This is a genomic window from Brachyspira suanatina, from assembly GCF_001049755.1.
Classification (GTDB): domain Bacteria; phylum Spirochaetota; class Brachyspiria; order Brachyspirales; family Brachyspiraceae; genus Brachyspira; species Brachyspira suanatina.
On the sequence record NZ_CVLB01000017.1, the window covers coordinates 1 to 842 of the forward strand.

The window sequence follows — 842 nt, forward strand, 5'->3', positions numbered from 1 at the left end:
TARWTTCTTCTATATCTTCGAGCTCTTCTAAAGCGGATAAACCTTCATCAACTATTTTTTCATCTTCTTCTATATTATTAATATCAAGAAGTTCTTCTTCTGTATATTCTCTCATATCTAAATTTGATTCTTCTTTTGAAGCATCATCATCTAGATATTCTTCTTCATTATTATCTTCTGATAATTGTTCGTCAATAGTTTCTTCTATATTTTCAAGATTTTTAAAAGCAGATAAAGCATTAGTTTCTGATTCTAATTCATCATCTAATATATTATTAACATCAAGAAGTTCTTCTTCTGTATATTCTCTCATATCTAAATTTGATTCTTCTTTTGAAGCATCATCATCTAGGTATTCTTCTTCATTATCATCTTCTAATAATTGTTCATCAATAGTTTCTTCTATATTTTCAAGATTTTTAAAAGCAGATAAATCATTAGTTTCTGATTCTAATTCATCATCTAATATATTATTAATATCAAGAAGTTCTTCTTCTGTATATTCTCTCATATCTAAATTTGATTCTTCTTTTGAAGCATCATCATCTAGGTATTCTTCTTCATTATTATCTTCTAATAATTGTTCGTCAATAGCTTCTTCTATATTTTCAAGATTTTTAAAAGCAGATAAATCATTAGTTTCTGATTCTAATTCATCGTCTAATATATTATTAACATCAAGAAGTTCTTCTTCTGTATATTCCCTCATATCTAAATTTGATTCTTCTTTTGAAGCATCATCATCTAGGTATTCTTCTTCATTATCGTCTTCTATATTTTGAACATTTCCTAAACCAATTAAATCTTCTATATTAATATCTTTATCAGAGAAATTATTTTCT

The 842-nt window shown here is 25.1% G+C and carries 1 pseudogene; it reads right to left on the reverse strand.

Annotation, left to right across the window (positions count from 1 at the left end):
- Positions 1 to 842: pseudogene (locus tag BRSU_RS14620) on the reverse strand (hypothetical protein); the annotation flags it as partial.